This window comes from Streptomyces sp. NBC_01261 (assembly GCF_036226385.1).
Taxonomy (GTDB): domain Bacteria; phylum Actinomycetota; class Actinomycetes; order Streptomycetales; family Streptomycetaceae; genus Streptomyces.
Map to the genome: position 1 here is coordinate 8,320,422 of NZ_CP108463.1, position 22,632 is coordinate 8,343,053.

Here is a 22,632-nt window from a genome sequence, read left to right on the forward strand (position 1 = left end):
TCAGGCCCCTGTCTTCGGTCTCTCCGGCCACTCCGGAGCGTACGTACCGAAGCTCCAGATGTTGCCCTCGGCGTCCCGGGCCATGTAGTCCCGGGATCCGTACTCCTGGTCCGTCGGGGGCATCAGGATCTCCGCGCCGTGCTCCACGGCCCGCCGGTGATGGGCGTCGACGTCGTCCACGACGATGTACACCCCGGCGGGACCCGCGCTCTTCATCGCCTCGTCGAAACGGCCGCCGCGGCCCTTGGAGCCGAGCATCACCGCGCCGTTGCCCTGCGCCAGCTCCGCGTGCATCACCGAGCCGTCCTCGCCCTCGTACACGGCCAGCTCGGTGAAGCCGAAGGCCTCCGTGAGCTGCCGGATCGCCGCCTTCGCGTCCGCGTACAGCAGGGACGGGTAGATGGACGGGTGGATGCCGGGACGCCCGCTGTCCTCGTCTGTCATGCCGATCACTTCCTTGTGTGCCTGGGGTTCTCAGCCGTTCTTGGTCGCTGTCGGGTTCCTCAGTGTTTCCGCTGCTTCGATCGCTTTCGACGAGTCTTGCACCCGCCACTGACAACGCCTCGCGAGAACGCCCCGCGAGGCTGTCAGCGGAAGGTGTTGCACTGCGCCATGTCCCCGGTCCGGTAGCCCGTGTAGAACCACTGCTGCCGCTGCGCCGCCGACCCGTGCGTCCAGCTCTCCGGCGTCACCCGGCCCTGGAACCGCTCCTGGATCCGGTCGTCGCCCACGGCCGCCGCCGCGTCCAGCCCGTCCCGGATGTCGGCGTCCGTGAGGCTGGTGATCAACGGCCGCCCGGTCGACTCGTCCTTTGTGGTGGTCGCGTGGTGCGCCCAGACCCCGGCGTAGCAGTCGGCCTGCAGTTCCACCTTCACCGCGTTGCTGTTCGCACCGGTCCGCCCGTCCTGCGACCGGCCGAGCGTGCCCATCAGGTCCTGCACGTGGTGCCCGTACTCGTGCGCCACGGCATACGCCTGCGCGAACGGCCCGCCGCTGGAGCCGAACTTCGTCCGCAGCTCGTCGAAGAACCCCAGGTCCAGATAGACCTTCCGGTCGCCGGGGCAGTAGAACGGCCCCACCGCCGAGGTCGCCGTCCCGCACGCGGTGGCGACCTGCCCGCTGAAGAAGACCGTGGGCGACCGCGTGTACGTACCGCTGCGCCGCCGGAACTCCTGCGTCCAGAAGTCCTGCACGCTGTTGACCACCGCCACGATGCGGCAGTCCTCCTTGGTGTTCGCGTCCTGTCCGGTACGGCAGGTCGACTGCACCTGGGCCAGCGAGGACGCGGTCGCCGCCGGTGAGTCGCTGCCCGACGACAACCCCAGGTTGTCGGGACCGACACCGAAGAAGAGCCCGAGCAGCAGCGCGATCAGCCCCGCGAGGCCACCGCCCACGGTCGCCCGGCCACCGGGAATCCGGCTGCCGCGCACGTCCTGCACCTCGGAGGTGTCCAGATTCGCGTCGTCGTCGAACTGCATGGCGTCATCCTCGCCCGCCGTTCCCCCCCCCGAGGCGCCGGACGAGGGCCGAACGGGGGACAGCACCCAGCTCCGCCCACCGAGCCGGCACGCGCGCGCGTGCCGTACGTCACGCGCGTGAGGTGCTCATCTCCCCGCACCGGCCCGGACCGCGCAGCTCATCGCTGTGGACGCCCTGTACCGGATCACCGGGGCCGCCCGCTCCGGGGCGATGACCCACCGCGCACAGGAAAAGCGCTTGCACGTCCCCGTTAGACTTGGCCCATGGCCATTCTCCTCGCGCATTAGACGGCGGGAACGTCCTCAGCCGCCCCTTCCGCCTACGACCCCGCTCTGGAGTCTGACCGTGATCTCCGCCTCCGGTATCGAGCTGCGCGCCGGTGCCCGCGTCCTCATCGAGTCCGCCACCTTCCGTGTCGCCAAGGGCGACCGCATCGGTCTGGTCGGGCGCAACGGCGCCGGCAAGACCACCCTGACCAAGGTCCTGGCCGGCGAGGGCCAACCCGCCGGCGGCACCGTCACCCGCTCCGGCGAGGTCGGCTACCTCCCGCAGGACCCCCGCACCGGCGACCTGGACGTGCTCGCCAGCGACCGCGTCCTCTCCGCGCGCGGCCTGGACACCCTGATCCGCAAGATGCGCGAGAACGAACAGCGCATCGCCAACGGCAGCGGCGCCACCCGCGAGAAGGCCATGCGCCAGTACGAGCGCCAGGAGACGGAGTTCCTCACCAAGGGCGGGTACTCCGCCGAGGCCGAGGCCGCCACCATCGCCGCCGCGCTGAACCTCCCGGACCGCGTGCTCGGCCAGCCGCTCCATACGCTCTCCGGCGGTCAGCGCCGCCGTATCGAGCTGGCCCGCATCCTGTTCTCGGACGCGGACACGCTCCTGCTCGACGAGCCCACGAACCACCTCGACGCCGACTCGATCGTCTGGCTGCGCGACTACCTGAAGACGTACCGCGGCGGTTTCATCGTGATCTCCCACGACACCGACCTCGTCGAGACCGTCGTCAACAAGGTGTTCTATCTGGACGCCAACCGCTCCCAGATCGACTACTACAACATGGGCTGGAAGCTCTACCAGCAGCAGCGCGAGGCCGACGAGAAGCGCCGCAAGCGCGAGCGGCAGAACGCCGAGAAGAAGGCCGCCGCCCTGCACTCGCAGGCCGACAAGATGCGCGCCAAGGCCACCAAGACGGTCGCCGCGCAGAACATGGCCAAGCGCGCCGACCGGCTGCTCGCCGGCCTCGACGCGGTGCGTGTCTCCGACAAGGTCGCCAAACTGCGCTTCCCGGAGCCCTCGCCCTGCGGCAAGACCCCGCTCATGGCGGAGGGCCTGTCGAAGTCGTACGGCTCCCTGGAGATCTTCACCGACGTCGACCTGGCCATCGACAAGGGTTCGCGCGTCGTCATCCTCGGCCTGAACGGCGCAGGCAAGACGACCCTCCTGAAGCTCCTCGGCGGCGCCGAGAAGCCGGACACCGGCGAGGTCATCGAGGGCCACGGCCTCAAGCTCGGCTACTACGCGCAGGAGCACGAGACCCTCGACCCGGAGCGCACGGTCCTGGAGAACATGCGCTCCGCCGCCCCGGACCTGGACCTGGTCGAGGTCCGCAAGACGCTCGGCTCGTTCCTGTTCTCCGGGGACGACGTCGACAAGCCCGCCGGTGTTCTCTCCGGAGGGGAGAAGACCCGCCTCGCGCTCGCCACCCTGGTGGTGTCGTCCGCGAACGTCCTCCTCCTGGATGAGCCGACGAACAACCTGGACCCCGCCAGCCGCGAGGAGATCCTCGGCGCGCTGCGCACCTACAAGGGCGCCGTCGTTCTCGTCACCCACGACGAGGGCGCCGTGGAAGCTCTCCAGCCGGAGCGCATCATCCTGCTGCCGGACGGCGTCGAGGACCTGTGGGGCGCGGACTACGCGGATCTCGTCGCGCTCGCCTGACAGTCGGCCGCCCGACGGTCGGTGCCGCTTGGCCGAATGCTTGATCCACGGCGTATGGATCATTCGGCCTACCGGTGATCCACCATCTGTGTGAGATCTCCTCGTACCGAGGTGTGTCGTACACCGATTTCCCGGCCGAGTCCTTTATCGACAAGGGCTCGGCCGTCCCGCGTCTCTGACCAGGTACTTCGCGGAACAACTCGTTCGGCCGTACGGACAAGATCCTCAGGAATTCCACATTCCACTTGTGGGGACGCACTCCTGTCGTCAAAACCTTGTCTTACGGACCTTGCCGAATGGGTGGCCATGAACGCTTGGAGGGGTGATCATGAGGAGACCAAGAGCGCACTTCCCATGAGGAGGCACGGGTGGCCGAGACTCTGAAGAAGGGCAGCCGGGTAACCGGCGCCGCGCGCGACAAGCTCGCGGCAGACCTGAAGAAGAAGTACGACTCCGGTGCGAGCATTCGAGCGCTGGCCGAGGAGACCGGCCGCTCGTATGGCTTCGTCCACCGGATGCTCAGTGAGTCGGGCGTCACGCTTCGTGGGCGTGGTGGGGCGACCCGGGGCAAGAAGGCTTCGGCCTGACCCCGGGTGGCTCATCGGCTTCGATGGTGGCCACCCGGTCGGACGACTGACCGACCGGGTGGTTACTGTGCAGTCACTTAGCTCTGCTCTGCTGACCGCACACATCGGAGGCGCCCCATGGCTTCGCCCGAACAGGACGACAAGGACCTCGGTCCCGTACTCGACAAGGACGGCGTACGGCTCACCGTCGACGACGCGATCGCCACGGTGACGCTGACCAACCCGGCCAAACGCAACGCTCAAAGTCCTGCTCTCTGGCGGGCGTTGGCGGAGGCCGGGCGGTTGCTGCCGGGCTCCGTCCGCGTCGTGGTGCTGTGTGCCGAGGGCAAGTCCTTCTCGGCCGGACTCGACCGCCGGGCGTTCACGCCCGAGGGCTTCGACGGCGAACCGTCGTTCATCGACCTCGCGCACAGCGACGACGCCACGCTGGACGGGACCATCGCCGAGTACCAGGCGGGCTTCACCTGGTGGCGACGCAGCGACATCGTGTCCATCGCCGCCGTCCAGGGGCATGCCATCGGGGCCGGGTTCCAGCTCGCCCTCGCCTGTGACCTGCGCGTCGTCGCCGACGATGTGCAGTTCGCCATGCGCGAGACCAGCCTCGGACTGGTGCCCGACCTGACCGGCACGCATCCCCTGGTGGGCCTCGTCGGCTACGCCCGCGCGCTGGAGATCTGCGCGACCGGGCGCTCCGTCCTGGCCGAGGAGGCCGTCAGCACCGGCCTCGCGAACATCGCCGTGCCCGCCGACCAGGTCGAGGGCGCTGTACGCGACCTGGCGACCGCGCTGCTGGCCGCCCCGCGCGACGCCCTCATCGAGACCAAGGCGCTGCTCCAGGGCGTCCAGGGCCGTGCCTACGACGACCAGCGCGCCGCCGAGCGCGCCGCACAGGCCCGACGCCTGAGGGACCTGGCCGGCGTCGGCGAATAAGGCCGTCAGCCCACCTTGCCGTCAGTCCACCTTGGTGACCAGTACGGCCACGGTCGGGTGATCCGGCAGCACCTCGCCGACCCCCGCGCGGACCTCCCGGGCCACATCCAGGGCCCGGTGGTCCGCGCGCACCGCGAGCTCCACGCGCGTGTGGCGACGAGGCAGCGCCCCTTCGCCGGCGACCTCCTGGATGTGCACCGCCCGGCCGAGCCCGCCCAGCGCACCGGTCAGCCGGGCCACTCCCGGGACGGCGAGCGCGGCGGCGGCGACCAGGGACGCGTCGCCGCCGTCAACACGGTCAACATCGTCCACACGGTCAATGTCATCAACATGGTCAACGTCGGCAGCAGGATCGTGATCCGCATCGTCCACACGGTCGACATCGTCCATACCGTCAACGTCGTCCATATGGTCCAGCAGGACCGTCACCTGTAGATCAACCTCGTCCACCACCAGACCGAGCCGCTCAGCAGCGACCGTGGCCAGGGCCGTGCGCAGCCGGGACGCCGCAGCCGGCAGGGGTTCGGTCGCCGCGGCGGCGAAGTCGGCCGTGATCCGCAGCGGCCCGGGCGGCAGCGCACCCGGCGGAGGCGGTACGGCGGGCACGTGCGCGTCCGCCGGATCGGCGAGCGCGATCCGCAGCGCCCCCAGCCGCACGCCCCGCACCCGCTCCGCCGCGCCCCGCAGCACGGCCTCGGCCGCCCGCTCGGCGATCCACGCACCGTCCCGCCGGTCACCCAGGGGCAGCAGCCTGCCGAGCCGCAGTTGATGCCGTACCGCCCGTCCGTCGCCCACCACCGCCCTGTTCGAAGGCGCTCCGCGCCGCCCCTGATTCCCAGTCCACGCGTCCGCCGTCATTCCTCCACCCTGCCGCATGTCCAGCGCGAGACCGAGCAACCGCACTTACGGTGGTCGAAGGACGACGACCGAAAGGGATGTACGGCGATGACCGACATGACGGAGCGGAACCGGACACAGGACCCCGACGGTGAGCGGGAGTCCGTACAGACCCGCAAACCCCCCACCAAACGCGGCGGCGGCGACCCCGCGTCCCGGGGGCGGACCACCATCGCCGACGGCGTCGTGGAGAAGATCGCCGGGCTGGCCGCCCGGGACGTCCTGGGCGTCCACGCCATGGGCAGCGGGCTGTCCCGCACCTTCGGGGCCGTGCGCGATCGGGTGCCCGGCGGTACGAAGTCGGTGTCCCGGGGTGTGAAGGCCGAGGTCGGCGAGGTGCAGACCGCGCTCGACCTGGAGATCGTCGTCGACTACGGGGTGTCGATCGCGGACGTGGCCCGTGCCGTGCGGGAGAACGTCATCGTGGCCGTGGAGCGCATGACCGGCCTTGAGGTCGTCGAGGTCAACATCGCGGTCAGCGACGTGAAGCTGCCGGACGAAGAGGACGACGAACCGGAGCCCCGACTCCAGTGACCGAGCCGGCTAACGAACTCATGAGCGGGCCGACGAACGAGCTGAGGAGCGCAGGATGAGCAGGGCCGTGGTCGGCATGATCGCCGGAATGGCACTGGGCTTCGCCGGATACTTCGGCGGGTTCGGGGCCTTCCTGCTGGTGGCGGCCCTGGGCGCCATCGGGTTCGTCGTCGGCCGGTTCCTGGAGGGGGACCTGGAACTCGGCGACTTCTTCCGCTCGCGTGACGACCGGCGGCGGTGACGCCCGTGAGCGGCCGGGACGGAGCGGTCGACGAGCGCGGCAGACCCCTGGCGGTCGTCGCACCCGGTGAGCGGGGCGCTACCCGGATCGCCGACCGGGTCGTGGCGAAGATCGCCGCGCAGGCCGCGCGCGAGGCGCTCGGACCCCTGCACCCGGACGCCGCTTCGCCGCATGCCACCGTGGTCGTACACCACGACACGGTACGCGTGCGCGTGCACCTCGAACTCGACTATCCCTGCGACATCGGCGCCCGCTGTTTTCAGGTGCGTCGACAGGTGGTTCAGCGGGTACGCGCGTTGGTGGGCATGGACGTGCCCGAGGTCGCCGTCCAAGTGGAACGGCTCCATCCGGCACTTGGCGCGGCACAGGGGAGGACGCGATGAGCGAGCCCCAGGGCTCCGACGGCACGACCCAACGACTACCGGTCATCGAGAAGGAGACCGACCCCGGACCCGGCGGGTACACCGCCGCGTCCGACTACGACCCCGTTCCCGTCGTCCATGACGGGGATGGCAAGGGAGGCCGCTTCTGGTCGGCGCGCCGCGTCCCCGCGGGCATCGTCGCCGTCCTGCTGCTCGCCGGCGCGGGCGCCCTGCTCTACGACGCCACCGCCGTGCGCGCGGAGCGGCCCGCCGCGCACTGGCGCCGGGAACTGGCCCGACAACTCGCCCAACGGCCCCTGGACGACACCTGGGTGCTCGTCGGCGCCGGCATCGCCGCAGCCCTCGGCCTCTGGCTGATCGTGCTCGCGGTGACACCCGGCCTGCGCCAGGTGCTGCCGATGCGCCGCACCCACGCCGACGTCCGGGCCGGCCTGCAACGCGCCGCCGCCGCGATGGTGCTGCGCGACCGGGCCATGGAGGTCTCGGGCGTGCAGTCGGTACGCGTACGGACCAGCCGGACCAAAGCCGACGTCCGCGCGGTGTCGCATTTCCGTGAACTCGACGACGTACGGACCGACTTGGACGCCGTGCTCGGCGACGCGATCAGCGGGCTCGGACTCGCCCGACCGCCCGCTCTGTCGGTGCACGTCGGCCGTTCCGGACGGAAGGGATGAGGCCGGTGCTCAGGATCGTCAACCGCGCGGTGATCGGTGTCGTGGGCCTCGTACTGCTCGTGCTCGGCGGCTCGGTACTGGCCGTCGGCCTCGGCGTGAAGCCGCCCTCCTGGTGGATCTATGACGGGCGCCACGACGTCCTGCTCAGCGATGCCCGGCGGACCCGGTGGCGGGGCGACGGCTGGTGGTGGCCGACGGTCCTCGCCGTGCTCGCCGTCCTCGTCCTGCTGGCCCTGTGGTGGCTCGTCGCGGTGCTACGGCGCCGTCGGCTCACCGAGGTCGCCGTCAGCACCGGCGACGGCGAGGGCGCGCTGCTGCGGGGCCGGGCCCTGGAGGGCGTCCTCGCCACCGACGCGGGCGCCCTGGACGGCGTGGCCCACGCGCACGTGCGGCTCGCCGGCACCCGCACGGCACCCGAGGCCCGCGTCCAGCTCAGCTTGGAACCGCACGTGGACCCGGGAGTCGCCCTCGACCACCTGACGGCCAACGCCCTTGCCCACGCCCGCGATTCGGCCGGCCTGGAGTCGCTGCCTACGGAGGTCCGCCTGACGGGCGTCAAGCACCGAGCGGAGCGGGTGAGTTGACAGGTTGACTGATGGGTTGAGCGGGATGATCGAGTTGATGGGCCGTCAGAACCCGTGCCGCATCCCACCGTCAACAGGGACCATGATCCCCGTCAGGTAGGACGCGGCCGGCGACAGCAGAAACGCGGCCACCCGCCCGAACTCGTCCGAAGTCCCGTACCGCCGTAGCGGAATCCGCGACTCGTTGGCCGCACGCGTGGCCACCGGGTCCGCGGACAGGCCGTCCAGCTCGCGCACGCGGTCCGTGTCGATGCGGGCCGGCAGGAGCCCCAGGACACGGATGCCGCGCGGGCCCAGCTCGTCCGCGAGGGACTTGGCGAAACCGGCGAGACCGGGCCGCAGCGCGTTCGAGATCGTCAGCCCCGGGATCGGCTCGTGCACCGACCCGGAGAGCACGAACCCGATGACACCGCCCGCCCCCAACTCCTCGGCCGCCGCGCGGGCGAGCCGTACCGCGCCCAGGAACACCGACTCGAACGACGACTGCCACTGTTCGTCGGTGGTGTCGGCGACGAACCCGGGCGGCGGCCCGCCGACGCTCACGAGGATGCCGTCGAAGCCCCCGAAGTGCTCGCGCGCGGCGGCGATCAGCCGGGCCGGCGCCTCCGCGTCGGCGTTGTCGACGGCCACGCCGACCGCGTTCGGCCCCAGCTCGGCCGCCGCGTCGGCGGCCCGCTTCTCGTCGCGACCGGTGACGACCACCTTCGCGCCGTCGGCCACCAGCTCGCGCGCGGTGGCGTTGCCGAGCCCGCGAGTGGCTCCGGTGACGACGTACACCCGGTCCTTCAGTCCAAGATCCATGGCCCCTATCCTGCCTCCTCGTCCCCGAACAGGGTGAGGGCGGTGTTCACCAGGCCGATGTGGCTGAACGCCTGCGGGAAGTTGCCCAGCTGACGGCCGGCCACCGGGTCGTACTCCTCCGCGAGCAGCCCCACGTCGTTCGCGAGGCCCACCAGTCGCTCGAACAGCACCCGGGCCTCCTTCCTGCGGCCCGTCATCTGGAGTGCGTCCACGAGCCAGAAGGAGCACGCCAGGAAGGCGCCCTCGTCGCCGGGCAGCCCGTCCACCGGGGTGTCGGCGGCGGTGTCGTAGCGGCGGACGAAGCCGTCGTGGCCCAGGGCCTCGCGGACCGCGTCGACCGTGCCGACGACCCGCGGATCGTCCGGCGGCAGGAAGCCGAAGCGGGGGATGAGCAGCAGGGCGGCGTCGAGTTCCTGCGAACCGTAGTACTGCGTGAACGTGTTGCGTTCCAGGTCGTAGCCCTTCTCGCACACGTCCCGGTGCACCGCGTCGCGCAGTTCGCGCCAGCCCTCCAGGTCGCCGGGCAGGTCGGCGTACTCCTCCAGGGTGCGGACGGCGCGGTCGGCGGCCACCCACACCATGACCTTGGAGTGCACGAAGTGCCGGCGCCCGCCGCGCACCTCCCAGAGGCCCTCGTCCGGCTGTTGCCACTGCGCGCGCAGCCACTCCAGGAGGACGGCCTGGAGCGACCACATGTGCGGCTTGGGGGACAGTCCCGCGCGGCGGGCCAGCCACAGGGAGTCCAGCACCTCTCCGTAGACGTCGAGTTGGAGCTGGTTGACGGCGCCGTTGCCGATCCGGACGGGGGCCGAACCGGCGAAGCCGGAGAGGTGCGGCAGTTCGAACTCGGGGAGCCGTCGCTCGCCCGCCACGCCGTACATGATCTGCAGGTCCGCAGGATCGCCCGCGACCGCGCGGAGCAGCCAGTCGCGCCAGGCCTCGGCCTCCTTGTGGTAGCCCGCGGCGATCAGGGCGCCCAGGGTGAGGCTCGAATCGCGCAGCCAGCAGTAGCGGTAGTCCCAGTTGCGGACGCCTCCCATCTCCTCGGGCAGCGAGGTGGTGGCCGCGGCGACGATGCCACCGGTCGGGCGGTAGGTGAGGGCCTTGAGGGTGATCAGGGACCGTACGACGGCGTCCCTGTAGGGGCCGTCGTAGCGGCAGCGGGCCACCCAGCGCCTCCAGTCCGCGACGCTGGTGTGCAACGACTGGTAGGGGTCGACGAGCGGCGGACGGGGCTCGTGGGAGGGGTGCCAGGTGAGGACGAAGGCGACCTTCTGGCCGGCCTCGACGGTGAACTCCGAGAGGGTGCTGAAGTCCTCGCCCCAGGTGCGCACCTCGGGCTCGCTGCGCAGCCACACCGAGTCGGGGCCCGCGACGGCCACATGGTGCCCGTCGGACCGGCGCATCCACGGCACGACCGCGCCGTAGTCGAAGCGCAGGCGGAGCCTGCTGTGGACGGTGACCTTGCCGCTGACGCCTTCGACGATGCGTACGACGTCGGGGGCGCGGTGGCGCTGGGGCATCAGGTCGGTGACGCGGATGGTGCCCTCGTCGGTCTCCCACTCCGTGTCCAGGACCAGGGTGTCGGGGCGGTAGGCGCGGCGGGTGCAGCGGTCGGCGCCCTTGGGGGCGATGCGCCAGTGGCCGTTGTCCTCGTCGCCGAGCATTCTGGCGAAGCAGGCGGCCGAGTCGAAGCGCGGCAGACACAGCCAGTCGACCGAGCCGTCCATGCCGACCAGGGCCGCGGTCTGTTCGTCGCCGATGAGGGCGTAGTCCTCGATACGTGGGTGCACGGGGTGCGGGTTCCCTGCCTGTCGGTGAGGCAATCAAGGTTCGGGGCCGGGCGGGTGAAGAGAAGCCCGGGTCACACGGTCGCGGGCTCGGCCTCCGCCGTCTCCTCCACCTTCGCCGCCGCCTCCCTGCGGTCGCGGGCCTCGCGGCGGGCGAGGACCACGTAGCCGACCGGGACGGCCGCCGCGAACAGCCACCACTGGATCATGTACGCGTAGTTCAGCGGGGCGTCTTCCTTGCCCGGGTCGGAGATCTGCTCCGGCGTGTCGCCCTTCGGCTCCGGCGCGGTCTGCTCGACGTAGCCGCCGAGCACCTGGGCGTCGAGCCGCTTCGCCTGTTCCGCGCTGTTGATCAACATGATCTGGCGGTCGGGCAGGCCCTTGATGTCCTTGATGCCGCTCGCCGCGGTCGTCTCGTCGGCCATCAGACGCCCGGTGATCTTGGTCCTGCCGCTCGGTGGCGCGGGGATCTTCGGGAAGGCCGTCTGCACCCCGGTCGCCGGGATCCATCCACGGTTGATCAACACGACCTTGCCGTCCGTCAACACGAACGGGGTGAGGACGTGGAAGCCGACCTCGTCGTCGTCATTGGTACGGCGCCGGACGACTACTTCTTTAGAAGTCTCGAAGGTGCCCGTCGCGGTGACGGTGCGGTACCTCTCCGTACGGGTGACCGCGTGCCCCGGGGTGCTGATCGTCTCCACGGGGACCGGCTTGGCGTGCAGCGCGTTCGTGACCAACTGGTTCCGGGCGCTGCGCATCTCGTAGCGGTGCATCTGCCAGATGCCCAGCCTGATCATCGTCGGGATCAGGAGAAGGGTGATCAACGCGAGGATCACCCACTGCCGGGACATCAGGAAGCGGTACACCCCACGACCGTACAACTCGGTCGTGGGGCGCATTCAGGGGGGTACCGGAAGGGATACGGGGTCCGGCTTCCGGGAGGCCGGTGGCTCACACCTTGTCGACGATCCCCACCATCCCCTCCGCCCGCGCGCAGTGGCCGCCGCAGAACCAGCGGCCCTCGACCTCCACGCCCTGGCCGATGATCTGCACCCGGCAGTGCTCGCAGATCGGGGCCATACGGTGGATCGCGCAGGAGAAGCAGTCGAAGACGTGCACCGCGCCCTGCGCGTGCACCTCGAAACTCATGCCGTAGTCATTGCCGCACACTTCACATCTCGCCATGCGCCACAGGGTGGGCCGTCCGCCCGGCACGGGCGAGCGGGCGCGGGGCGAGTCGTACGACAATCACCCGTCCGTACGGTCCGTGCGGCGCGGTCGGTCCGTGCGACCGAGGTGATCGGCCGCAGGGCGTACGGCTCCGCGCGGCGCGCTCAGTCCGCCGCCTCGACGTCCCGCAGCAGCTGCCCGAACGCCGCCTCGTCCACCACGGGGGTGCCGAACTGCTTGGCCTTGACCACCTTCGAGGTGCCCGAGTCCGGGTCGTTCGTGACGAGGAGGCTGGTCAGCCGGGACAGGCTCGTCGCGACGTGCAGGCCGGCCTCCACGGCCCGGTCCTCCAGCAGCTCGCGCTCGATGGACGTGTCCCCGGAGAACGCGATCCGCATCCCCTGCTTGAGCGGCCTGCCGTCCTCGAAGCGCCCCGGGTTCGGGTAGGGGCACGCGGGCCGCTTGCGCGCGGGACGCCAACCGCCCGCCCCGAAGCCGCCGTAGCCCCCCGCCTGCTGCCCGATCCGGGGTGCGGGCTGGGCCCACTCGGTCAGCGGCCGGCACTCGTGCAGCGGCAGCCGTACGCCGCCCTGGGCCGCCGCCCGGAGGCTCGGCCGGAAGGCTTCGGCGAGCACGCGCGCATCGTCCAGCGCGTGGTGCGCGCGCTGCTGGACGACACCGAAGTGCGCTGCCAGGGACTCCAGTTTGTGGTTGGGCAGCGGCAGGCTCAGCTCCTTCGACAGGGCGATGGTGCACAGCCGCTGACGGACCGGGGGCTCGATCTGCACGCGCGCGTACTCCCGCGCGATCATCTGCCAGTCGAAGACCGCGTTGTGCGCGACCAGCACCCGGCCCTCCAGGCGGGTCGCGAACTCCTCGGCGATGTCCTTGAAGAGGGGCGCGCCCTCCAGGACGTCACTCGTCAGACCGTGGATCCACACGGGACCGGGATCGCGCTCCGGATTGACCATCGTGTACCAGTGGTCCTCGACCTCGCCGAGCGCGTCCAGACGGTAGACGGCCGCGGAGATTATCCGGTCGTCCCGGGCCAGGCCGGTGGTCTCCACGTCAACTACCGCATACCCCTGGGGATATGCGGCCGGCCACGGAGTGGCTGCGGACACTGTCGGCGAGTGGTCTTCGAGCATGGTCACTGAGGATACGGGCCGCCACTGACAGTCCTGTCCCTCAGGTCGCCTGCCCCGCCCGCCCGTTCGGGTCCGCCGAATGCGCGTGCGCGTGGCTATGGACCTTTTGCCCGCCCGGTGCGACCGTGCTGCCCGCCTGACGGATGACGGCCTACGAAGGGCGGTACGGCGTATGGCACGCGTACGGTACGGCGCACGGACCGAGGCGGAGATCGCCGCCGCACGCACGGCGAGCTCCAAGCTTCCCGACATCTGGTCCACCGGTGTGGTGGCCGTCTGGGAGAGCGATCCGGACGCGGTCGCGGCGGTCCTGCCGCCGCCCCTCAAGCCCACCGGGCGGCCCCTGGTCCGGGTGAACATCAGCAAGGTGGAGCTGACCGGATACCCCCTGGGCGCGGGCTCGTTCGCGGTCGCCGCCGCGCACGACGGCGTCGAGGGCTGGTACCCCCTGGTGATGCCGATGACCCACGAACGGGCCCTCACCGGCGGCCGTGAGGTCTTCGGGGAGCCCAAGAAACTCGGCGAGGTGACCGTCGAGCGCGTGGGCCTCGTCGTGCACGCGTCCCTCGCCCGGCACGGCATCGCCTTCGTCGAGGTCCGCGGCGCGATCAGCGAGGAACTGCCCCTCCCCGGGCCGACCCAGAAGACCGACTTCTACTTCAAGTTCCTTCCCGCGGTGGACGGTTCGGGCTTCGACGCCGACCCCGTGCTCGTGCACTGCCTGCGCAACGAGAAGGTCCGCCGACTGGAACGCGTCACCGGAGACGTCGTCCTGCGCGAGTCCATGTACGACCCGGTCGCCGACCTCCCCGTGCGCACCCTCGTCGACATCACCATCGGAGAGAAGACCAGCGACCAGCGCGGCAAGGTCGTCGAACGGGTCGACGCGCAGGCCCTGTTGCCGTACATCCACCAGCGCTACGACGACCCTCAGCAGATCCACGACGGGCCGCCCGAGGGGAGTGCCTGATGGAGTTGAGGGAGGGTCAGGTCGCCGTCGTCACCGGGGCGGCGAGCGGGATCGGGCTCGCGATGGCACGGCGGTTCGCCGCAGACGGGCTCAAGGTGGTTCTCGCCGACGTCGAGCAGGGGGCCCTGGACAAGGCCGCCGCCGATCTGCGCGCCGACGGTGCCGACGTGCACGCGCGCGTGGTCGACGTCGGCGTACGCCAACAGGTCCTGGATCTCGCCGAGTCGGCCTACGAGACGTACGGCGCCGTCCATGTCCTCTGCAACAACGCCGGGGTCGGCTCGGGTGCCGAGGGCCGGATGTGGGAGCACGAACCGAACGACTGGCAATGGGCGTTCGCTGTCAACGTGTGGGGCGTCTTCCACGGTATCCAGGCGTTCGTGCCGAGGATGATCAAGTCCGGTCAACCCGGTCATGTCGTCAACACGTCCTCCGGGGACGGCGGGATCGCCCCGCTGCCCACGGCCTCCGTGTACGCCGTCACCAAGGCGGCCGTCGTGACGATGACCGAGTCCCTGTACGCCCACTTGAAGGCGGAGCACGCGCGCGTGGGTGCCTCGGTGCTGTTCCCGGGGCCGCACATGCTGCGCACGGGCCTGTGGGAGTCGCACCGCAACCGGCCCGACCGGTACGCCAAAGAGCGCCCCCGTAGGACCCCTTACCGCAGCCTCGACCAGTGGGAGACCGCGATGAAGGCGGCGGGCAAGGAGGTCGCCTTCACGCCCGTCGAGGAGGTCGCCGACCTCGTCGTGGACGGCATCCGCGCGGACCGCTTCTGGCTGCTGCCCGAGAGCGAGCACAGCGACGCCCAGATCCGGGCGAGGGCGGGCTCGATGCTCGACCGCGCGAACCCGTCGTACCTAGAGAGCTTCATCCTGGACTGAGGGGGCTGTTGTGACCGACCAGGAGCCGTACCTGATCATCTCCTCCGACTGCCACGCCGGACTGCCCACCGAGGAGTACCGGCCCTATCTGGATGCCCGGTTCCACCGGGACTTCGACGAGTTCCTCGCCGGACGCGACCGGCGCCGCGAGGAGATGACCCGGCTCGGCATCCGCAACGAGGCGTTCGCGACGAAGTGGTTCAAGGACAACGAGGAGGGCCTGCGCGGAGGTTGGGACACCGCGCAGCGCCTCAAGGAGCTGGACGGGGACGGAGTGGCCGCCGAGGTGGTCTTCCCGGACGCGGACGCAGTGGACAGCCAGACCGCCGCGCCCTTCGGAGTCGGTCTCGGCCTCTCCGGGGACCAGGAACCGGAGTTGGGCATGGCGGGCGCGCAGGCCCACAACCGCTGGCTCGCCGACTTCGTCTCCGAGAACCCCCAACGGCACTGTGGCGTCGCCCTGTTGCCCGTGACGGCCCCTACGGAGAAGGTCGTCGCGGAGATCCACCGCGCCAAGGAGTCGGGCCTCGGCGCCCTGATGATCCCCTCCATGTGGGTCGACAAGGAGCCCTACCACGACCGCCGTTACGACCCCGTGTGGGCAGCCGCGGCCGAGTGCGGGATGCCCGTGCTCACGCACTCCGGGGCGGCGCCCCGCCACGAGTACGGCGATCACTTGGGCATCTACGTGAGCGAGGTGACCTGGTGGCCCGCCCGGCCGCTCTGGTTCCTGCTCTGGTCCGGGGTCTTCGAACGCCACCCGGGCCTCAAGTTCGGTGTCGCGGAGTCGGGTTGCTGGTGGCTGCCGAACCAGCTGTGGTTCATGGACCGCCTCTACCTGGGCGCCCACGGCGGCAAGAAGCTCTCGCCCTTCGCGGAGCTGAAACGGCCGCCGAGCGAGTACCTCGACCGGCAGATCTTCATCTGCGCCACCAACACCAAGCGCCGTGAACTGGCCCAGCGGTACGAGATCGGCGTCGACAACATCCTCTGGGGCAGCGACTTCCCGCACCCCGAGGGCACCTGGCCCGACACGCGCGCGTGGCTGAAGCGCACCTTCCACGACATCCCGGTGGACGAGACCCGCCGCATGCTGGGCCTCGCGGCGGCGGACGCCTTCGGCTTCGACGTGGCAGCGCTGGAGCCGCTGGCCCGCCGGATCGGCCCGACCCCCGCCGAACTCGGCCAGCAGGACGACCAGGAGGCCGTGACGGCGTCCTGGGCGCGCTCGCGCGAGGTGGGGCGGCACTGGCTGACCGACCACGACTTCCCGGTCCTGGGGGCGACGCCATGACCTCCACGGACTCCATGGGCGCGGTGGGTTCCGAGGGCGCGGACCGGTACACGGTCATCTCCGCGGACTGCCACGCGGGCGCCGATCTCCTGGACTACCGGCCCTACTTGGAGAAGCGGTACCACGACGAGTTCGACGCGTGGGCCGCCGCGTACATCAACCCGTACGAGGACCTGCTCGCCGACACGGCCGACAAGAACTGGAACTCCGGGCGGCGGATCGCGGAGCTGGAGGACGACGGGATCGTCGCGGAGGTCGTCTTTCCGAACACCATCCCGCCGTTCTTCCCGTCCGGCTCCCTGATGGCACCCGCGCCCACGGCCGAGGAGTTCCGGCGCCGCTGGGCCGGCCTGCGCGCCCACAACCGCTGGCTGGCGGACTTCTGCGCCGCCGCGCCGGGCCGCCGGGCGGGGGTCTTCCAGATCCTCCTCAACGACGTCCAGGAGGCCGTCCAGGAGATCCGGTGGGCGGTCGAGGCGGGCCTCCGGGGCGGGTTGCTGCTGCCCGGTACCCCGCCGGGCTCAGGACTGCCGGAGCTGTACTCGTCGACCTACGACCCGATCTGGGCCGTGTGCGCGGAACTCGGGGTCCCCGTCAACCACCACGCGGGCTCGGCATCCCCGCCCCTGGGCGACGAACCGGCCGCCCGCGCGGTGTACATGGTCGAGACGACCTGGTTCTCGCACCGAGCCCTGTGGCACCTGATCTTCGGCGGCGCCTTCCGCCGTCACCCGGACCTGAGACTGGTCCTGACCGAGCAGGGCTCCGGCTGGATACCCGGGGTGCTCGACATGCTGGACTACTACCACGGGCGCCTGGTCGCGGCGGCGTCGAAGGCATCGACCGCGGAGTCCAAGTTCGGCGCGGGGCTCGCCACTTCGATGGGTAAGGGTCCCTCGGAGGTATGGCGCGACAACTGCTTCGTGGGCGCCAGTTTCATGCGCCCCCACGAGGTGCCCCTGCGCGACCGGATCGGCATCGAGAAGATCATGTGGGGCAGCGACTACCCGCACGACGAGGGGACGTACCCGTACTCCAGGGAGGGACTGCGCTTCGCCTACGCGCGCGTGCCGCGCGACGAGGTCGCCGCCATGGTCGGCGGCAACGCGGCCCGCGTCTACGGCTTCGACCTCGACATCTTGGACCCGATCGCGGCGAAGGTCGGCCCCCTGGTGACCGAGATCGCGGAACCGCTCGCCGAACCGCCGAAGGATGCCACGAGCCCGGTGTTCGCGCGGGGAGCGTCGGTACGGGTGTGGTGACACCGGGGGTGGAATCCTCCGGGGGTGACTGAAACCAACGGCGAGTCCCACTCCGAGGCCCACGGCGGCAGCCTCGGCTCCCGGCTGAACTGGCTGCGGGCCGCGGTCCTCGGCGCGAACGACGGCATCCTGTCGACCGCCGGACTCGTCGTCGGCGTGGCCGGTGCCACGTCCGACCGCTCGGCCCTGCTGACGGCCGGCCTCGCGGGTCTCCTCGCCGGTTCCATGTCGATGGCGGCGGGGGAGTACGTGTCCGTATCGACGCAGCGCGACTCCGAGAAGGCCGCGCTGGCCGTGGAGAAGCGCGAGCTGAAGGAGCAACCCGAGGCCGAACTGGAGGAGTTGACCGAACTCCTCCAGGACCGCGGCCTCACCCGCGACGTGGCCAGGGAAGCGGCCGTCCAGCTCACGGAACGGGACGCCCTGCGCGCCCACGCCAGCGTGGAACTCGGCATCGACCCCGACGACCTCACCAACCCCTGGCACGCGGCCTGGGCGAGCTTCCTGTCCTTCACGGCCGGCGCCCTGCTGCCCCTCCTGGCGATCGTCCTGCCCCCGGCCGACTGGCGGCTCGGCGTCACCGTCGTCTCGTCCCTGGCCGCCCTGGTCTTCACCGGCTGGACCAGCGCCCGCCTCGGCGCGGCCGGCCCGAAGTCGGCGATCGTACGGAACGTGGCCGGGGGAGCGCTGGCGATGGCGGTGACGTATGTGGCGGGAACGCTGTTGGGGGCGGCGGGAGCGTGACCGGTCGGCGTGACCTGTTGGCGGAGATCGCCAACAAGCAAGCGCGTACCCCAGGTAATACTTGTGGGTAACAACGTCTAGTCGCGGCCGATCCGCGGTCCTACGGTTCATCCATGCCGAACCTGCCCGATGCCGTGCTCTGGTCGATACCCGCCTTCGTGCTGCTCACCGTGATCGAGATGATCAGCGTGCGCGTCCATCCTGACGAGGACGCGGCGGGCTACGAGACGAAGGACGCCGTCACGAGCGTCGGCATGGGGCTCGGGAGCCTCGTCTTCGACTTCCTCTGGAAGATCCCGATCGTCGCGGTCTACACGGCGATCTACGAACTCACCCCGCTGCGCGTGCCCGTCCTGTGGTGGACGATTCCGCTGATGCTGCTCGGACAGGACTTCTTCTACTACTGGTCCCATCGCGGCCACCACGTCATCCGCATCCTGTGGGCCTGCCACGTCGTCCACCACTCCAGCCGCAGGTTCAACCTCACCACGGCCCTGCGCCAGCCCTGGACGACCCTCACGGTATGGCCGTTCTACGTCCCGCTCATCGCCCTGGGCGTGCATCCCGCCGCGTTGGCGTTCTGCTCCTCGGCGAACCTCGTCTACCAGTTCTGGATCCACACCGAGCGCATCGACCGCATGCCCCGCTGGTTCGAATTCGTCTTCAACACGCCGTCCCACCACCGGGTGCACCACGCCTCCCAGGGCGGTTACCTGGACCGCAACTTCGGCGGCATCCTCATCGTCTGGGACCGGCTCTTCGGGTCCTTCGTGCCGGAGGTTGAGCGACCCGTCTACGGGTTGACCAAGAACATCAACACGTTCAACCCGATCAAGGTGGCCACCCATGAGTACGTCGCCATCGCCAAGGACCTGAAGGCGGCGACGAGTTGGCGCGAGCGCGCGGGACGCGTGTTCCGGGGACCGGGCTGGCAGCCGGTGCCCGTCCCGGAGCAGGGCGTCCCGGCCGCCGAGGAGACCGCGGCCGCGTGAACCCACGTACCGCACACCCGGCCGTCTCCCGCGCGCTCCTGCCCGTCTTCGCACTGGCGGCCCTCGTCGATCTGCTCTCGCTCGCCGTCGGCTACGACCCCGGCCATACCGTCACCAAGCCCCTGCTGATGCCGCTCCTCGCCGCGTACGCGGCCCTGCGCGGCGCACCCCGGCTCCTCGTCGCCACGCTTCTCTTCGGCTGGGGAGGCGACACCCTGCTGCTCTCCGACGCAGACCCCGCCTTCCTCGCCGGCATGGCCTGCTTCGCGGCGGGCCACCTCTGCTACCTCGCCCTCTTCAGGACGTACGGCGGCCCGAAACGTGCTCCACGCGTGCGTGCCGGTCTCCTCGCGGTCGGGTACGCCGCCGCCCTCGCCCTCACCGTCACGCTGCTGTGGCCCGACCTCCCGGCGGATCTGCGCGTCCCCGTGGCCGGTTACAGCGCCCTCCTGACGGCCATGGCGTGCGCCGCGGCCACCCGGGTCGGCCTCGTCGCCGGGCTCGGCGGGGCGCTCTTCATGGTCTCCGACACCCTCATCGCGACCGGGGTCGCCGACTGGCCGCAGCCGCCCAGGCCCGACTTCTGGATCATGCTGACGTACGTCGCCGCACAGTTCCTGCTGGTCCAGGGCGTGCTCGGCACCCTCGCCGAGCGCCCCGCACCGGCGGCGGCGTACCGTGAAGTGCGCTCGACCACCCCCTGAGCGCACCGCACCAGCACACCCGCGACGAGAAGGACCCTCGCCATGCGCGCCACCACCATCCACGCCCCGTTCGACATGCGCGTGGAGGACGTCCCCGAGCCCCTGGTGCAACTGCCCACCGACGCGGTGGTCCGGGTGCTGCGCGCCTGCATCTGCGGCAGCGATCTGTGGGCGTACCGCGGCGAGGCGGCCCGGCAGCCGGGGCAGCGCATCGGACACGAGTTCCTCGGGATCGTGGAGGAGACCGGCTCCGAGGTGACCGGCGTCAGCACCGGCGACCTCGTGGTCGCGCCCTTCGTCTGGTCCGACGGCGTCTGCGACTACTGCCGCGAGGGCCTCACCACCTCCTGCGTGCACGGCGGCTTCTGGGGCGCCGTGGGCTACGACGGCGGCCAGGGCGAGGCCGTACGCGTGCCCTTCGCCGACGGCACCCTCGTGCAACTGCCGAAGGACGCGGCCTCCGACGACCACCTGCTGTCCGCGCTGCTGACCCTGTCCGACGTCATGGGCACCGGCCACCACGCGGCCCTCGGCGCGGGCGTCCGCAAGGGCGCCACCGTCGCCGTCGTGGGCGACGGAGCCGTCGGTCTGTGCGCCGTGCTCGCCGCCAAGCGCCTCGGTGCCGAGCGGATCATCGCGCTCGGCCGCCACGAGGTGCGCACGGACATCGCCCGCCGCTTCGGCGCCACCGACGTCGTCGCCGCACGCGGTGAGGACGCCGTCGAGGCGGTCCGTGAACTCACCCGCGGCCAGGGTGCACACGCCGTCGTCGAGGCCGTCGGCACCGAGCAGTCCATGCGGACGGCCGTCGGCATCGCGCGCGACGGCGGCGCGATCGGCTTCGTCGGGGTACCGCACGGCAGCGGCACCGGCCTCGACCTCGGGGTCATGTTCGACCGGAACATCGCGCTGCGCGGCGGGGTCGCGCCGGTCCGCACGTACATCCCGGAGCTGCTGCCCGACATCCTGGACGGCACCATCGACCCCTCGCCCGTCTTCGACCTGACGGTCGGCCTGGAGGGCGTGCCCGACGGCTACAAGGCGATGGACGAGCGCACGGCCCTGAAGGTCCTGGTCACGAACAGTTGATCAACTATTGATCGATGGATTGACTGCCTGATCGGTCAATGCCAGCGGATCGGCACCGGCAATGCCGTCAAGAGTCCGGAGACCATGACCACCACTCCCAGGGCGACGACCTCGGCCCGCGCGGGTGAGTGCGCGGTCAGCGGATCGGAGGCCCTGCGCAGCCGGTACCGGGCCCACAGCGCGAGGACGGCGACGGCGGCGACGAGGATCACCTTCGCGAGCAGGGTGCGCCCGTACGCCGTCGTCGTCAGCTGGTCCAGGATCGTGCCGGCCGGCATCCGGCGCAGCGAACTCCACACCCCCGTGGCGGTGATCGCGGCGAGCAGTACGGCCGCCACGCGCGCGTAGAGCCCCAACACCGCGGCCCCCGCCTCGGTACCGCGCCACTGCCGCAACGTCCGCAGCACGTGCAGCAGACCGCCCACCCACAGCGCCGCGCACGTCAGGTGCACCAGGGTCAGTTCGGAGCCGACCAGGGGACTGTGCTCGCTCGCCGGGTGCACCCGCAGCGCCTCCGCGAGGACCACGGCCGCGAGGGGCCACACCTGGAGGCCGGGCCTGCGGGACCGGGCGCACAGGGCCGCCACGGCGAACGCGTTGACCTCCAGGAGTGCCAACTTGCCGTCCCGGGACTGGTAAAGGCCCCCGATGTCGATCTGGGCGAGGCTGTGCGGCACCAGGTTGCCCGTCGCCACGACCGACGCGATCCCCAGCGCGGCGACGAAACCGGCACCGGCCGCGTACAGGGCCCAGCTGCGGGGGCCGTTCGGGGGAGCGCCGGGCACGGTACGCGCGAGCCGGTTCACGAACAGCTCGCCCAGGGGGACGCACAGCGCGCCGAACAACACCGCCCGGAACAGCGCGATGCCGCCGACACCGGGCGCTGCGGCCTCCCCGGTGTCGTGCAGCGCGGCGGACGGGCCGAGCAGGGGTATCAGCGCCGCGAGCACCACCAGGGCCAGTGCGGCGAGGGCCCGACGCGTACCGGGGCGCCGCCCGGAGCCGCTCGTGTCGGCCACTTCGACGGTCGGTCGTATCAAGGTCACCCCAAGATCTTCACCAGCCGCCACATAGTCGGGCAAGTGCAACAAAACGACCGACGGAACGGTATTTCGCTCATAGGTACGTTTCCGCCCGACCCTCGCATCGAGCCCAACGAGCCGGGTCCGTGCCCCAACACCCCGGCGGTCGGGCCCAGTTCGAGGGCCCACCGACGAACGACACCGGTGACAGGGCATGCCGTAGCCGCCCGATATCGCTGTCCGTCTCGACGAGCCAGGCATCGGGCCGGTTGTACGCCGTCCCGCTGTCGTCGTCCGCGGTTCCGCCGCGTTCGTCCGTCGCCCGGCCTTGCTCGTTCGGTGTCCCGTCCCGCCCGTGTGCCGCCGGGCCGCTCCCATACGCCGTCGTACCGTGCTCATGCGTCGCCCGGCCTTGCACGTGCGTCGTCCCGTCGTGCCCCTGTGCCGCCGGGCCGCTCGCATACACGGCCCCACCGCGCTCGTCCGCCAGCCCGTCCTGCTCGCTG

25 protein-coding genes are annotated in these 22,632 nt (G+C 70.9%); 16 read left to right on the top strand and 9 right to left on the bottom strand.

The features are described from left to right. Together OG226_RS37110 and ypfJ are read right to left on the bottom strand one after the other, a co-directional pair. On the bottom strand, positions 1 to 444 hold the full coding sequence (locus OG226_RS37110; protein ID WP_329351279.1) for a VOC family protein: 444 nt from the start codon (positions 442 to 444) through the stop codon (positions 1 to 3). Positions 445 to 587: 143 nt separating this feature from the next. Further along, a complete protein-coding gene (gene ypfJ, locus OG226_RS37115; protein WP_329351280.1) occupies positions 588 to 1,478 on the bottom strand; it encodes a KPN_02809 family neutral zinc metallopeptidase in 891 nt (296 codons plus the stop codon). A gap of 346 nt (positions 1,479 to 1,824) precedes the next feature. Between ypfJ and OG226_RS37120 the strand changes: the two genes are divergently transcribed. The 3 genes from OG226_RS37120 to OG226_RS37130 all read left to right on the top strand — a co-directional run bounded on the left by OG226_RS37120 (position 1,825) and on the right by OG226_RS37130 (position 4,940). Further along, on the top strand, positions 1,825 to 3,423 hold the full coding sequence (locus OG226_RS37120) for an ABC-F family ATP-binding cassette domain-containing protein (protein WP_328684157.1): 1,599 nt from the start codon (positions 1,825 to 1,827) through the stop codon (positions 3,421 to 3,423). A gap of 368 nt (positions 3,424 to 3,791) precedes the next feature. Then, positions 3,792 to 4,010, top strand: a complete 219-nt coding sequence (locus OG226_RS37125; protein ID WP_019060653.1) for a helix-turn-helix domain-containing protein — start codon at positions 3,792 to 3,794, stop codon at positions 4,008 to 4,010. Between the two features lie 117 nt (positions 4,011 to 4,127). Continuing rightward, positions 4,128 to 4,940 (top strand): enoyl-CoA hydratase/isomerase family protein, encoded by an 813-nt coding sequence (locus OG226_RS37130; RefSeq protein ID WP_329351283.1) that lies wholly within the window; start codon positions 4,128 to 4,130, stop codon positions 4,938 to 4,940. Positions 4,941 to 4,961: 21 nt separating this feature from the next. Here the strand turns inward: OG226_RS37130 and OG226_RS37135 are convergent, their stop codons facing one another. After that, entirely contained in the window at positions 4,962 to 5,798 is an 837-nt protein-coding gene (locus tag OG226_RS37135) for a nucleopolyhedrovirus P10 family protein (protein WP_443066940.1), read from the bottom strand. Positions 5,799 to 5,885: 87 nt separating this feature from the next. Here OG226_RS37135 and OG226_RS37140 point away from each other — a divergent pair, with 87 nt between their 5' ends. From OG226_RS37140 to amaP, 5 genes are read left to right on the top strand one after another with little or no spacing between them, the layout of a single operon-like run. Continuing rightward, complete coding sequence (locus tag OG226_RS37140; RefSeq protein ID WP_329351286.1) at positions 5,886 to 6,371, top strand: Asp23/Gls24 family envelope stress response protein; 486 nt, start codon at positions 5,886 to 5,888, stop codon at positions 6,369 to 6,371. Between the two features lie 55 nt (positions 6,372 to 6,426). Further along, on the top strand, positions 6,427 to 6,612 hold the full coding sequence (locus tag OG226_RS37145; RefSeq protein ID WP_019060657.1) for a hypothetical protein: 186 nt from the start codon (positions 6,427 to 6,429) through the stop codon (positions 6,610 to 6,612). Continuing rightward, entirely contained in the window at positions 6,609 to 6,995 is a 387-nt protein-coding gene (locus tag OG226_RS37150; protein ID WP_329351287.1) for an Asp23/Gls24 family envelope stress response protein, read from the top strand. The genes OG226_RS37145 and OG226_RS37150 overlap by 4 nt, the downstream gene beginning before the upstream one ends. Then, positions 6,992 to 7,669, top strand: coding sequence for a DUF6286 domain-containing protein (locus OG226_RS37155; protein ID WP_329351288.1), 678 nt, complete (start codon positions 6,992 to 6,994; stop codon positions 7,667 to 7,669). The genes OG226_RS37150 and OG226_RS37155 overlap by 4 nt, the downstream gene beginning before the upstream one ends. After that, positions 7,666 to 8,253 (top strand): alkaline shock response membrane anchor protein AmaP, encoded by a 588-nt coding sequence (gene amaP / locus OG226_RS37160; RefSeq protein ID WP_329351290.1) that lies wholly within the window; start codon positions 7,666 to 7,668, stop codon positions 8,251 to 8,253. The genes OG226_RS37155 and amaP overlap by 4 nt, the downstream gene beginning before the upstream one ends. A 45-nt stretch (positions 8,254 to 8,298) precedes the next feature. On the opposite strand, the gene OG226_RS37165 is transcribed toward amaP, so the two are convergent. The 5 genes from OG226_RS37165 to OG226_RS37185 form a co-directional block, all read right to left on the bottom strand. Continuing rightward, positions 8,299 to 9,054 carry an SDR family oxidoreductase gene (locus tag OG226_RS37165; RefSeq protein WP_328684164.1) on the bottom strand — a complete coding sequence of 252 codons (756 nt, stop codon included), beginning with the start codon at positions 9,052 to 9,054 and terminating at the stop codon, positions 8,299 to 8,301. 5 nt (positions 9,055 to 9,059) lie between these two features. Then, positions 9,060 to 10,847, bottom strand: coding sequence for a glycoside hydrolase family 15 protein (locus tag OG226_RS37170; RefSeq protein WP_329351291.1), 1,788 nt, complete (start codon positions 10,845 to 10,847; stop codon positions 9,060 to 9,062). Positions 10,848 to 10,918: 71 nt separating this feature from the next. Further along, positions 10,919 to 11,713, bottom strand: a complete 795-nt coding sequence (locus OG226_RS37175; protein ID WP_328684166.1) for an SURF1 family cytochrome oxidase biogenesis protein — start codon at positions 11,711 to 11,713, stop codon at positions 10,919 to 10,921. Positions 11,714 to 11,798: 85 nt separating this feature from the next. Beyond that, on the bottom strand, positions 11,799 to 12,032 hold the full coding sequence (locus tag OG226_RS37180) for a hypothetical protein (RefSeq protein WP_200686715.1): 234 nt from the start codon (positions 12,030 to 12,032) through the stop codon (positions 11,799 to 11,801). A 149-nt stretch (positions 12,033 to 12,181) separates the two neighbouring features. After that, positions 12,182 to 13,165, bottom strand: coding sequence for a DEDDh family exonuclease (locus OG226_RS37185; protein ID WP_328684167.1), 984 nt, complete (start codon positions 13,163 to 13,165; stop codon positions 12,182 to 12,184). 172 nt (positions 13,166 to 13,337) lie between these two features. On the opposite strand from OG226_RS37185, the gene OG226_RS37190 reads away from it, so the two are divergent. From OG226_RS37190 to OG226_RS37225, 8 genes are all read left to right on the top strand, one after another. After that, positions 13,338 to 14,135: an acetoacetate decarboxylase family protein gene (locus OG226_RS37190; protein ID WP_328684168.1), complete on the top strand. Its 798-nt coding sequence runs from the start codon at positions 13,338 to 13,340 to the stop codon at positions 14,133 to 14,135. Beyond that, positions 14,135 to 15,019, top strand: a complete 885-nt coding sequence (locus OG226_RS37195; RefSeq protein ID WP_328684169.1) for an SDR family NAD(P)-dependent oxidoreductase — start codon at positions 14,135 to 14,137, stop codon at positions 15,017 to 15,019. The genes OG226_RS37190 and OG226_RS37195 overlap by 1 nt, the downstream gene beginning before the upstream one ends. A gap of 10 nt (positions 15,020 to 15,029) precedes the next feature. Continuing rightward, positions 15,030 to 16,313 (top strand): amidohydrolase family protein, encoded by a 1,284-nt coding sequence (locus OG226_RS37200; protein ID WP_328684170.1) that lies wholly within the window; start codon positions 15,030 to 15,032, stop codon positions 16,311 to 16,313. Further along, entirely contained in the window at positions 16,310 to 17,575 is a 1,266-nt protein-coding gene (locus tag OG226_RS37205) for an amidohydrolase family protein (RefSeq protein ID WP_328684171.1), read from the top strand. The genes OG226_RS37200 and OG226_RS37205 overlap by 4 nt, the downstream gene beginning before the upstream one ends. A gap of 24 nt (positions 17,576 to 17,599) precedes the next feature. Continuing rightward, complete coding sequence (locus OG226_RS37210; protein ID WP_328684172.1) at positions 17,600 to 18,319, top strand: VIT1/CCC1 transporter family protein; 720 nt, start codon at positions 17,600 to 17,602, stop codon at positions 18,317 to 18,319. Between the two features lie 113 nt (positions 18,320 to 18,432). Further along, complete coding sequence (locus OG226_RS37215) at positions 18,433 to 19,311, top strand: sterol desaturase family protein (protein ID WP_329351294.1); 879 nt, start codon at positions 18,433 to 18,435, stop codon at positions 19,309 to 19,311. Beyond that, complete coding sequence (locus OG226_RS37220) at positions 19,308 to 20,015, top strand: lysoplasmalogenase (protein WP_329351296.1); 708 nt, start codon at positions 19,308 to 19,310, stop codon at positions 20,013 to 20,015. Before OG226_RS37215 ends, OG226_RS37220 begins: the two co-directional genes overlap by 4 nt. Before the next feature lie 42 nt (positions 20,016 to 20,057). Further along, a complete protein-coding gene (locus tag OG226_RS37225) occupies positions 20,058 to 21,104 on the top strand; it encodes a zinc-dependent alcohol dehydrogenase family protein (protein WP_328684175.1) in 1,047 nt (348 codons plus the stop codon). 35 nt (positions 21,105 to 21,139) lie between these two features. On the opposite strand, the gene OG226_RS37230 is transcribed toward OG226_RS37225, so the two are convergent. Then, the gene (locus OG226_RS37230) at positions 21,140 to 22,150 is read right to left on the bottom strand and encodes a CopD family protein (protein WP_328684176.1); all 1,011 of its coding nucleotides are present in this window, start codon (positions 22,148 to 22,150) and stop codon (positions 21,140 to 21,142) included. Between the last annotated feature and the right edge of the window lie 482 nt (positions 22,151 to 22,632).

Coding starts and splice junctions, on each gene's coding strand:
- OG226_RS37110 (WP_329351279.1), bottom strand. CDS start 444: ATGACAGACGAGGACAGCGGGCGTCCCGGCATCCACCCGTCCATCTAC.
- ypfJ (WP_329351280.1), bottom strand. CDS start 1,478: ATGCAGTTCGACGACGACGCGAATCTGGACACCTCCGAGGTGCAGGAC.
- OG226_RS37130 (WP_329351283.1), top strand. CDS start 4,128: ATGGCTTCGCCCGAACAGGACGACAAGGACCTCGGTCCCGTACTCGAC.
- OG226_RS37135 (WP_443066940.1), bottom strand. CDS start 5,798: ATGACGGCGGACGCGTGGACTGGGAATCAGGGGCGGCGCGGAGCGCCT.
- OG226_RS37140 (WP_329351286.1), top strand. CDS start 5,886: ATGACCGACATGACGGAGCGGAACCGGACACAGGACCCCGACGGTGAG.
- OG226_RS37145 (WP_019060657.1), top strand. CDS start 6,427: ATGAGCAGGGCCGTGGTCGGCATGATCGCCGGAATGGCACTGGGCTTC.
- OG226_RS37155 (WP_329351288.1), top strand. CDS start 6,992: ATGAGCGAGCCCCAGGGCTCCGACGGCACGACCCAACGACTACCGGTC.
- amaP (WP_329351290.1), top strand. CDS start 7,666: ATGAGGCCGGTGCTCAGGATCGTCAACCGCGCGGTGATCGGTGTCGTG.
- OG226_RS37165 (WP_328684164.1), bottom strand. CDS start 9,054: ATGGATCTTGGACTGAAGGACCGGGTGTACGTCGTCACCGGAGCCACT.
- OG226_RS37180 (WP_200686715.1), bottom strand. CDS start 12,032: ATGGCGAGATGTGAAGTGTGCGGCAATGACTACGGCATGAGTTTCGAG.
- OG226_RS37185 (WP_328684167.1), bottom strand. CDS start 13,165: ATGCTCGAAGACCACTCGCCGACAGTGTCCGCAGCCACTCCGTGGCCG.
- OG226_RS37190 (WP_328684168.1), top strand. CDS start 13,338: ATGGCACGCGTACGGTACGGCGCACGGACCGAGGCGGAGATCGCCGCC.
- OG226_RS37195 (WP_328684169.1), top strand. CDS start 14,135: ATGGAGTTGAGGGAGGGTCAGGTCGCCGTCGTCACCGGGGCGGCGAGC.
- OG226_RS37205 (WP_328684171.1), top strand. CDS start 16,310: ATGACCTCCACGGACTCCATGGGCGCGGTGGGTTCCGAGGGCGCGGAC.
- OG226_RS37215 (WP_329351294.1), top strand. CDS start 18,433: ATGCCGAACCTGCCCGATGCCGTGCTCTGGTCGATACCCGCCTTCGTG.
- OG226_RS37225 (WP_328684175.1), top strand. CDS start 20,058: ATGCGCGCCACCACCATCCACGCCCCGTTCGACATGCGCGTGGAGGAC.